Origin of the sequence: Shigella sp. FC1661 (assembly GCF_001712525.1) — a bacterium.
Classification (GTDB): domain Bacteria; phylum Pseudomonadota; class Gammaproteobacteria; order Enterobacterales; family Enterobacteriaceae; genus Escherichia; species Escherichia coli.
Genome location: NZ_MDGW01000060.1, coordinates 1 through 9,622, shown reverse-complemented (window position 1 = coordinate 9,622; position 9,622 = coordinate 1). Strand labels below are relative to the sequence as shown.

General features: G+C 49.5%; 11 protein-coding genes and 2 pseudogenes. 2 read left to right on the top strand and 11 right to left on the bottom strand.

Annotated features, from left to right (window positions below):
* From BFF42_RS04695 to pgpB, 6 genes are all read right to left on the bottom strand, one after another.
* A partial coding sequence (locus tag BFF42_RS04695; RefSeq protein ID WP_032277379.1) for an IS1 family transposase occupies window positions 1-159 on the bottom strand: 159 nt, incomplete at its 3' end.
* A 111-nt stretch (window positions 160-270) separates the two neighbouring features.
* A complete protein-coding gene (gene yciH, locus BFF42_RS04690; RefSeq protein ID WP_001362354.1) occupies window positions 271-597 on the bottom strand; it encodes a stress response translation initiation inhibitor YciH in 327 nt (108 codons plus the stop codon).
* Complete coding sequence (gene pyrF, locus BFF42_RS04685) at window positions 597-1,334, bottom strand: orotidine-5'-phosphate decarboxylase (RefSeq protein WP_000176274.1); 738 nt, start codon at window positions 1,332-1,334, stop codon at window positions 597-599. Before pyrF ends, yciH begins: the two co-directional genes overlap by 1 nt.
* Before the next feature lie 192 nt (window positions 1,335-1,526).
* The gene (gene lapB / locus BFF42_RS04680; RefSeq protein ID WP_000891353.1) at window positions 1,527-2,696 is read right to left on the bottom strand and encodes a lipopolysaccharide assembly protein LapB; all 1,170 of its coding nucleotides are present in this window, start codon (window positions 2,694-2,696) and stop codon (window positions 1,527-1,529) included.
* Window positions 2,697-2,702: 6 nt separating this feature from the next.
* Entirely contained in the window at window positions 2,703-3,011 is a 309-nt protein-coding gene (lapA, locus tag BFF42_RS04675) for a lipopolysaccharide assembly protein LapA (protein WP_000876286.1), read from the bottom strand.
* A 148-nt stretch (window positions 3,012-3,159) separates the two neighbouring features.
* Window positions 3,160-3,924: a phosphatidylglycerophosphatase B gene (pgpB, locus tag BFF42_RS04670; RefSeq protein ID WP_001256538.1), complete on the bottom strand. Its 765-nt coding sequence runs from the start codon at window positions 3,922-3,924 to the stop codon at window positions 3,160-3,162.
* 169 nt (window positions 3,925-4,093) lie between these two features.
* Here pgpB and ribA point away from each other — a divergent pair, with 169 nt between their 5' ends.
* A complete protein-coding gene (gene ribA, locus BFF42_RS04665) occupies window positions 4,094-4,684 on the top strand; it encodes a GTP cyclohydrolase II (protein WP_001176295.1) in 591 nt (196 codons plus the stop codon).
* Between the two features lie 63 nt (window positions 4,685-4,747).
* On the opposite strand, the pseudogene BFF42_RS04660 reads toward ribA, so the two are convergent.
* From BFF42_RS04660 to cysB, 5 genes and pseudogenes are all read right to left on the bottom strand, one after another.
* A pseudogene (locus BFF42_RS04660) lies at window positions 4,748-7,269 on the bottom strand (aconitate hydratase).
* Between the two features lie 163 nt (window positions 7,270-7,432).
* Entirely contained in the window at window positions 7,433-7,513 is an 81-nt protein-coding gene (gene ymiC / locus BFF42_RS04655; protein ID WP_122991686.1) for a small membrane protein YmiC, read from the bottom strand.
* 89 nt (window positions 7,514-7,602) lie between these two features.
* Window positions 7,603-7,770, bottom strand: coding sequence for a protein YciX (gene yciX / locus BFF42_RS04650; protein ID WP_001297116.1), 168 nt, complete (start codon window positions 7,768-7,770; stop codon window positions 7,603-7,605).
* A gap of 2 nt (window positions 7,771-7,772) precedes the next feature.
* Complete coding sequence (locus BFF42_RS04645) at window positions 7,773-7,913, bottom strand: YmiA family putative membrane protein (protein ID WP_001300896.1); 141 nt, start codon at window positions 7,911-7,913, stop codon at window positions 7,773-7,775.
* A gap of 318 nt (window positions 7,914-8,231) precedes the next feature.
* Complete coding sequence (gene cysB / locus BFF42_RS04640) at window positions 8,232-9,206, bottom strand: HTH-type transcriptional regulator CysB (RefSeq protein ID WP_000776253.1); 975 nt, start codon at window positions 9,204-9,206, stop codon at window positions 8,232-8,234.
* 234 nt (window positions 9,207-9,440) lie between these two features.
* On the opposite strand from cysB, the pseudogene BFF42_RS04635 reads away from it, so the two are divergent.
* Window positions 9,441-9,622, top strand: a pseudogene (locus tag BFF42_RS04635) (IS1 family transposase); the annotation flags it as partial.

The following is a 9,622-nucleotide window of genomic DNA, read 5'->3' as shown; positions in this document are numbered from 1 at the left end:
GTGCGTACCGGGCTGAGAGGCGGTGTAAGTGAACTGTAGTTGCCATGTTTTACGGCAATGAGAGCAGAGATAGCGCTGATGTCCGGCAGTGCTTTTGCCGTTACGCACCACGCCTTCAGTAGCGGAGCAGGAAGGACATCTGATGGAAATGGAAGCCACGCAAGCACCTTAAAATCACCATCATACACTAAATCAGTAAGTTGGCAGCATTACCAATAATACACACAGTAAAATATTCGAAAGCCACGGATATATCCGTGGCTTTTTATGTTAACCGCCTGCGAGTTTTACCTTCATCCCTTTCGCTTCAAGTAGTGATTTTAATAAATCACGCTTATCGCCCTGGATTTCAATAACTCCATCTTTAACTGCTCCGCCGCAGCCGCATTTTTTCTTCAGTTCCGCTGCAAGTTTTGTCAGTTCGGCATCATCGAGATCGATACCGGTAATCAGGCAAACGCCCTTACCTTTACGTCCACTGGTCTGACGCTGAATACGCACCACACCATCGCCTTTAGGGCGTACTGGGGCCGCTTTTGGCTCATCAATACGTCCGGTTTCCGTTGAGTAGACCAGACGGCTGTTGGAATCACTCATCATGCACTCCGCTGTAAAGAGGCGTTGATCGCTTTCAGTGTTTGCGCTGGATCTACCGATTGCGTTACCGGGCGACCAATCGCCATATAATCAACACCAGCCGCCAACGCCTGTTCTGGCGTCATAATGCGGCGCTGGTCACCAGCATCACTCCCCTGCGGACGAATGCCCGGTGTAACCAGTTTGAACTCCTGACCGAATACCTGTTTAAAGCGCACAGCTTCCTGAGCAGAACACACCACACCATCAAGGCCACATTTTTGCGTCAGTGCCGCCAGACGTTCTGCATAATCTGCAGGTGACAGTGTCACGCCAAGATCGGCCAGGTCGCTAGCTTCCATGCTGGTCAACACTGTTACAGCAATCAAAAGCGGTGCATCTTTGCCAAACGGAACCAGTGCCTCACGCGCTGCGGTCATCATACGCGCCCCACCAGAGGCATGAACATTCACCATCCACACGCCTAAGTCAGCTGCAGCAGCGACAGCGTGCGCTGCAGTGTTAGGAATATCGTGGAATTTCAGGTCAAGAAAGATATCAAAACCACGCTGTTGAAGTTCGCGCACAAACTGTGGCCCAAACAATGTAAACATCTCTTTGCCGACCTTCAGACGACAATCGCGTGGGTCGATCTTGTCGACAAAGGACAGCGCGTCATCACGATTATGATAATCAAGGGCAACAACCACAGGAGAATTCGTAACAGCGCGGGAAGAAGATGAAGCAGTTAACGTCATGACCAGACCTTCTTGATGATGGGCACCGGAAGTGGCGCGAAACAGGTAAACGGCGAGCATTCTACCCGTGGAAATAAAAAATTAACAGTTGCGATTTTTCCCCTGGCAGGCTTTTTCTGCTCCGTCGTTGCCGGAGCACAATGGAACATCAATAACTAGTATGTTGTAACTAAAGTCGGATTTTTTTAAAAATTACAGGCCATCAAGACCGCGAATCGGTTTAATGGTTGACCAGGCCCGACAAGACGGACAATGCCAGTAGAGGGTGTATGCGGTAAAACCACATTTCTGGCAGCGATAACGAGGCTTACTACGTACCTTTTCGCCAACCATGTCACGCAGCACCATCAGGCTCTCTTTGGCACGCCCTTCTTCCGCTTCATTTAAGTGGTAATCCATTAACTTATGGAACACACGCATGGTCGGATGACGCTGAAGCTGGCGCGTAATATAGACCTGTGCGGCCTCACTACCGTCGCGCGCTTCGATGATATCAGCAAGCATCAATTCAGCATCGGCACCGGTGTTCTCTTCCACCGCGCGTTGCAGGAATTCTGCCCATTCGGCAGTTTTACCCAACTGCTGATAGCAGGTTTGCAACATTTCCAGCGTTTCGCTGACCAGTTCTCTGTCCTGGGATATCACGCGTTGCAAACTTTCGACGGCTTTGGCGTATTCTCCTTTCGCCATAAACACGCGTCCCATCATGATGGATACGCGGGCGCTGTTTTTATCTGCCGCCGCCCCTTTTTTTAGCAAGGTCATGGCACGATCGAGATCGTCGCTGGCCATATGCTGCAGGGCTAACTCACAGTAGAAATGGGCAATTTCGACGCGCTGTTTATCTTTACCCAGCTTCACCAGGCGTTCGGCAACATCAATTGCTTTCTGCCACTCACTGGTAGCCTGGTAGATTTGTAGCAACTGTTGCAGAGCGCCAATGCGGAAGTCAGTTTCATCGGTCAGCTGATTGAACATGTCTTCCGCGCGGTCGTATAACCCGGCGGCCATGTAATCACGCCCTAGTTGTTGAATCGCCAACAGACGCTGTTCATAGGTCAGCGAGGCGCTTTCCATTAGGGTCTGATGGATGCGAATAGCGCGATCAACTTCGCCACGCGAACGGAACAGGTTTCCGAGCGTAAGGTGGGCTTCAACGGTGCCTGTATCCTCTTTAAGCATATCGAGAAACAGGTCTACCGCTTTATCCTGTTGATTACTAAGCAGGAAGTTAACCCCCGCTACGTAATCACGCGACAAGCGGTTGGCTTCATCTTGCTTGTTTTGTTGCGCACTTCTGCGGCCCATATACCAGCCATAGGCAGCGGCTACAGGCAAAAGCAGAAACAACAACTCCAGCATAGAAAGTTATTCCTTCGCCGCTGACGAGTGCGGCACTACAGCCACGTCAGTCGCGGGTGAAAGCTGGTTTTCCAGTCGCTTTATTTTACGTTCAGCGCGCGCCAGGGAAACACGAACTCGCAGCCAGAACAGGCCACAAATCAACCAACCGATAGCAAACCCCGCAGCAAACAATACCGCCAGCAATGTGGAAATACGGTACTCCCCTTGCGCTAACAGATAATTAAACGTCACCTGTTGATCGTTCTGCGCACCCAACGTGACCGAAATCACGAAGATCGCTAACACCAGTAAGAAAATGAGTAAATATTTCACATTACTTCCCGTTATGTGGTTAGAGCGAATAAATTATGGTCAACTTACCGCAATAGCCCTTTAAAGTACCATTTTCGCGCCGTCTGCGAAATGGCATCCACGCGCATTGTTGATGATTTAAGGGCTAAATTCGGAAAATCAACCAGCGTTAACTTTCTTGTTCTCGTTGCGCTATTTCGCGATTTTCTTCCGCAGGTGGTGTTAATGGCCCACAAATTCGTTGCGCAAGCCACGTTGCCACCGCCACCAGCGCCCACGAAATCAACGTAGCTACTACCAGATCGCGTGGCCAATGCATCCCGAGCAGCAGGCGGCTTCCCATGACTCCCGTTGCCCAGACCAGCAAGATAGCAATGGTTAACGTTCGCCGACGCGGCCACAGCAAACCAACGGCCAGCAGTGCCCAACTGGCAGCAAACATCGTGTGACCGGAAGGAAAGGCAAACCCCGTCTCTTTCTGCCAGTGTGAACGCAAATATTGTGGGATATTTTTCTCTTCAGCCAACTGTTCTTTCACTAGATTTCCGCGTTCTGCTCGCTTTAAAGTGTAGAACTCATCAACCGGAATATGATGTGTTTTTTCCAGCCAGATAACAAAAGGTCGTGGTTCCTGGACTTTGTCTTTGATCCAGGATTTAACGCCTTGTCCCACAAGGATTGCGGCCGCCAGAATGGCAAATAATACAAAGGCAGCCTTAATGCGAAAACGCAGACACCAGAGAAACCAGCCGAATAAAATCAAATGTGTAATGACGCCCCAGGGCTGGGTGACAGTTTCAGTAACCCAAAAAGCCGCTTTTAGTAGCCAACTTTGTTCTCCAGGTTGCCAACGCCAGCCAGAAATCCATACGGCTACTGGCATGACAAGCAATAGTGCAGCTCCCACTGCGGTACGTCTGGCAATCGAACGCATGGCCTCTCCTTTTTGATAAGTCCCACAATCATAACTGAAAACGCCAGTTCCAGGAAAAATTGACAGATTTGTGCCATTCCGTGAACGATCGACGCGTCGTGATTAGGTGAACCCCTTCTCGTTATGGCAAAATAAGCCAATACAGAACCAGCATTATCTGGAGAATTTCATGCAGCTTAAACGTGTGGCAGAAGCCAAACTGCCAACCCCATGGGGCGATTTCCTGATGGTGGGATTTGAAGAACTGGCAACCGGACACGATCATGTCGCGCTAGTCTATGGCGATATTTCCGGGCATACCCCGGTACTTGCGCGCGTCCATTCCGAATGTCTGACCGGTGACGCCCTGTTCAGCTTGCGCTGCGATTGTGGCTTCCAGCTCGAAGCGGCATTGACGCAAATTGCCGAGGAAGGCCGTGGTATTTTGCTGTATCACCGTCAGGAAGGTCGTAACATTGGTCTGCTGAATAAAATCCGCGCTTACGCACTGCAGGATCAAGGTTACGATACCGTAGAGGCTAACCACCAGTTAGGCTTCGCCGCTGATGAGCGCGACTTCACTCTTTGCGCTGATATGTTCAAACTCCTTGGCGTCAATGAAGTCCGCTTGTTAACCAATAACCCGAAAAAAGTCGAAATTCTGACCGAAGCAGGGATTAATATTGTTGAACGCGTACCATTGATTGTAGGTCGTAACCCCAATAACGAACATTATCTCGATACCAAAGCCGAGAAAATGGGTCATTTGCTGAACAAATAACCCTCTCGCATTGTGGAATTAATTTGCTTGCCGGAAGCAAAATAACCGGCAAGCAAATACTTGTTACTTCAGCATATTACGAATGACATAATGCAAAATGCCGTCGTTCTGGTAGTAGGTCAACTCCGTCGCGGTGTCGATACGACAACGGCAGGGTACGACTTCCTGGCTACCATCCGCGCGCGTAAGCGTCACCGGAACCGTCGCGCCGGGTTGTAGATTTTGCAGGTCGCCAATATCAATCTTCTCTTCCCCGGTTAGCCCTAACGTTTTACGCGTCACGCCTTGCGGAAATTCCAGCGGCAAGATGCCCATGCCAATTAAATTCGAACGGTGAATTCGTTCAAACGATTCGGCAATCACCACACGAATACCAAGCAGACGCGGACCTTTTGCCGTCCAGTCACGGCTGGAGCCTGATCCATACTCTTTCCCGGCAATCACCGCCAGCGGCGTTTGCTCCTGCTTATAGCGCATCGCGGCATCATAGATAGAGACAACATCGCTGTCAGGTAAATGCCGCGTCATCCCCCCTTCAACGCCAGGCACCATTTCATTACGGATGCGAATATTGGCGAAGGTGCCGCGCATCATCACTTCATGGTTACCACGCCGCGAACCGTAGGAGTTAAAGTCTTTTCGCTCAACACCCCGACCTTGTAGATATCGACCCGCCGGGCTGTCGGGCTTAATACTGCCCGCCGGAGAGATATGGTCAGTGGTGACTGAATCCCCCAGCATTGCGAGGATCCGCGCACCGTGAATATCTTCCACAGGTGCTGGTGTTGCCTGCATTTCATCAAAGAAAGGCGATAAGCGAATATAGGTTGAATCCTCCTGCCAACCGTAGGTATCGGATCGTGTGACGTTAATTTCCTTCCACTCTGCTGTGCCTTCAAAAACTTCTGCGTACTCTTTACGGAACATTTCTGTGGAGACTTGTTCTACCGCACGGGCAATTTCTTGTGCCGATGGCCAGATATCTTTCAGATAAACCGGGTCGCCTTTACGATCATGACCAATAGGCTCAGCAGCCAGGTTGATATTCATATTTCCCGCCAGCGCATAGGCAACCACCAGCGGCGGCGAGGCCAGCCAGTTAGTTTTAACCAGCGGATGGATACGGCCTTCAAAGTTACGGTTGCCGGACAGCACCGCACCGACGGTTAAATCGCCTTTTTTGATTGCCGTTTCGATAGGATCGGGCAGCGGCCCAGAGTTACGGCTTTTTTCGCCAGCAAGCCTGCGGCCATCAGCACACTTGGGTTAGAGGTGTTGGTGCACGAGGTTATCGCAGCAATGACCACAGCGCCATCAGGTAACTGATACTGATGTCCGTTCATAACATAATCGACCGGCTGGCGATCTTTATGCGTGGCATTCACTTCCAGTTCGTTACTGGCGGCAAATGCTTTTGGTACATCGGGCAGTGCAACGCGATCCTGTGGGCGTTTTGGCCCTGCCAGGCTCGCTTCAACGTCATTCATATCCAGTTCTAACGTACTGGTAAAAATCGGTTCATCGCCCGGGTTACGCCACATGCCCTGCGCTTTGGCATATTTTTCGACCAACTCAACCTGATCTTCGCTGCGCCCGCTTAAACGCATGTAATCGAGGGTTACAGCATCGATTGGGAAGAAGCCACAGGTGGCACCATATTCTGGCGACATATTGGCAATGGTGGCGCGATCCGCCAGCGGTAGTGAATCCAGACCATCACCATAAAATTCGACGAATTTCCCCACCACGCCATGTTTGCGCAGCATTTGGGTAACAGTGAGAACCAGGTCTGTGGCGGTAATACCTTCACGTAATTTACCGGTAAGTTTAAAGCCCACTACGTCCGGGATAAGCATGGAAACCGGCTGGCCTAACATTGCGGCTTCTGCTTCGATCCCACCCACGCCCCACCCCAGCACGCCAAGGCCGTTGATCATAGTGGTGTGCGAGTCAGTACCAACGAGTGTATCCGGATAAGCAATCCATTCACCGTCCTGCAATTCACTCCACACTGCTTTGCCGAGATATTCGAGGTTAACCTGATGGCAAATGCCTGTGCCTGGCGGCACGACGCTAAACCGACTGAACGCTTGCTTTCCCCATTTCAGGAACACATAACGTTCGTGGTTGCGCTCCATTTCCAGGCGTACGTTTTCTTCAAATGCCTCATCATCACCAAAACGATCGACGGTCACTGAGTGGTCAATGACCAGGTCGACCGGTGAGAGCGGGTTAACCTTTGCAGTATCGCCGCCGAGGCGTTTAACCGCTTCGCGCATTGCCGCCAGATCAACAACGGCAGGTACGCCGGTAAAGTCCTGCATCAGCACCCTTGCCGGGCGGTAGGCAATTTCACGGTCAGCATGGGCATTTTTCAGCCATCCTGCCAGCGCGTGGATATCCTCTTCGGTAACCGAGTTACCATCCTGCCAGCGCAGCAGGTTTTCGAGCAAAACTTTGAGTGACTTGGGTAGACGGGTGATATCGCCCAGTGATTTAGCAGCAAGCGGCAGGCTGTAGTAGTGGTAAGTTTTATCTTTGGCCTGCAACGTGTCCTTACTGGCTTCTCGTAGGGTTGACGACATAGCTCCTCCTTAATGATAGGGTTGCGAAGCCCTGATTCTCTTCAGAGTGAATATTAAAGATAACACAAACATCGCGTAACGATTTGATAACAACCCAAATTGATAAAAGAGGAGAAACCTTGTGGCAAAGCAAATGACAACCCCGCCGCAGCGGGGTCAAGGATCAGTGAGTAATGATCCAGAGGAGTTCGGCCCAGAAGAGCATCGACAGAGAAAACGCGCCCATCCAGGACCAATATTTCATATTTGTGTTGAGATAACTCAAGCTGTTATTGCTGCGGTGTATTAAAAGCCCTTTAATTCATTAAAAATGGGTAATAAGAATGATGATAATTATTGTTTCGGCTGATCATCTTCAGCAAACAGTTCTATAAAGGCTTGCTGCTGCGATGTTAGTTGCCAGTCGTCTGGAATAACGACGGAACATTCCCGTTTCGTTTCTGTTTCATTGTCACTATGCTGGCATAATGGTGACGACTCCAGTTGCTCCTGACCGACCATAGTTATCCCCACACTTTCCAAATCAGCAGTGCGACAACCACCCAGAAAAGTGCAGAACCAAGAAAAACCGCCAGCCAGGCTTTACGTTTTAATTCAGGATCGCGGCGGGGTTCCTGATTTCCAGAAGGCATTGCTAACCTCATATAATCGCCATCACTTATCAGCAAGACGTTGAACGATTGGTGTAATTAATCATACGATGAGACAAATCCTAAAGAAACTTTAGTCAAAAATCCAGCGAATTTACGAATCGTCTCCAGTGAATAATTCAATCTTTTGACCTGAAATAGATATTTGAAAACTGGAATTTGCGAGGCGGGTAATTAGACACTACTTTACAGGTAATTTACCCTATAAATATGAGGGATAAAAATATTGTGCACGGTATAGAAATAAGTAACAAAAGAGAATATATTCCGGCACCTTCGCTACATAAAAGGTGCCGAAAATAACGCAAGAAATTATTTTTCCGGCAGTTTTATATCTTTAAACATGACCTCAATTTCTTCATTAGAGCGCAATGCGACAGCCGCATCAACGACATCACGCGTTAAATGCGGTGCAAAACGCTGAATGAAATCATACATATAACTGCGCAAAAAAGTACTACGGCGAAAACCAATTTTGGTTGTACTGTGGCTGAAGATATCGTGAGCATCAACGCGCACAAGGTCCGGATCGGCGACCGGATCCACCGCCATGCTGGCAATGACCCCTACCCCCAGCCCTAACCGGACGTAAGTTTTAATGACGTCAGCATCCGTTGCCGTGAAAACGATACGCGGCGTTAACCCTGCGCGGTTAAAGGCAGTATCCAGTTCTGAACGTCCGGTAAAGCCGAAGGTATATGTCACCAACGGATATTGCGCCAGTTCTTCAATGGTAATGGCTTTTTTGCCTGCCAGCGGGTGATCCGGAGTGACTACAATAGCCCGATTCCAGTGGTAGCACGGTAACATCACTAAATCTTCATACAGATGCAGCGCTTCTGTGGCGATAGCGAAATCGGCATTGCCTTTAGAGACGGCATCAGCAATTTGTGTCGGCGAGCCCTGGTGCATATGCAAAGAAACGCGAGGATAACGCTCAATAAAGCCTTTGATGACGTTTGGTAATGCGTAGCGTGCCTGGGTATGCGTGGTGGCGATATACAGTGAGCCTTTATCCGGCCAGGTGTGCTCTCCGGCAACCGATTTTATGGCATCGACTTTCGACAGGACTTCGCGAGCGATACGAATTATTTCTTGCCCTGCTGGCGTTACCTGCGTCAGGTGCTTGCCGCTTCGGGAAAAAATTTGAATGCCTAGCTCGTCTTCCAGCATTCTGACTTGTTTACTGATCCCGGGTTGTGATGTGTAAAGTCCTTCCGCTGTTGATGAGACATTCAGGTTATGATTGACCACCTCAACAATATAGCGAAGTTGTTGTAATTTCATGTTAAACCATCCACTTAGACGCCATCAGAACATCGTTTTTTCGTCACACCTGGCGGGTGACTAATACGATTTAATAATAAAAAAGGTGCTAACTATAACCACTATATCATTTATAGCCTTAGTGTATAGGTGTGAAGAAAAAATAATATGCAATAAAAAAGGGCCGCTTTCGCGACCCTGGTAATGCTGCCAACTTACTGATTTAGTGTATGATGGTGATTTTAAGGTGCTTGCGTGGCTTCCATTTCCATCAGATGTCCTTCCTGCTCCGCTACTGAAGGCGTGGTGCGTAACGGCAAAAGCACTGCCGGACATCAGCGCTATCTCTGCTCTCATTGCCGTAAAACATGGCAACTACAGTTCACTTACACCGCCTCTCAGCCCGGTACGCACCAGAAATCATTGATATGGCCATG

Coding starts and splice junctions, on each gene's coding strand:
- lapB (WP_000891353.1), bottom strand. CDS start 2,696: ATGCTGGAGTTGTTGTTTCTGCTTTTGCCTGTAGCCGCTGCCTATGGC.
- ymiC (WP_122991686.1), bottom strand. CDS start 7,513: ATGAAATATTGGTCCTGGATGGGCGCGTTTTCTCTGTCGATGCTCTTC.
- pyrF (WP_000176274.1), bottom strand. CDS start 1,334: ATGACGTTAACTGCTTCATCTTCTTCCCGCGCTGTTACGAATTCTCCT.
- cysB (WP_000776253.1), bottom strand. CDS start 9,206: ATGAAATTACAACAACTTCGCTATATTGTTGAGGTGGTCAATCATAAC.
- yciX (WP_001297116.1), bottom strand. CDS start 7,770: ATGGTCGGTCAGGAGCAACTGGAGTCGTCACCATTATGCCAGCATAGT.
- ribA (WP_001176295.1), top strand. CDS start 4,094: ATGCAGCTTAAACGTGTGGCAGAAGCCAAACTGCCAACCCCATGGGGC.
- BFF42_RS04645 (WP_001300896.1), bottom strand. CDS start 7,913: ATGAGGTTAGCAATGCCTTCTGGAAATCAGGAACCCCGCCGCGATCCT.
- yciH (WP_001362354.1), bottom strand. CDS start 597: ATGAGTGATTCCAACAGCCGTCTGGTCTACTCAACGGAAACCGGACGT.
- pgpB (WP_001256538.1), bottom strand. CDS start 3,924: ATGCGTTCGATTGCCAGACGTACCGCAGTGGGAGCTGCACTATTGCTT.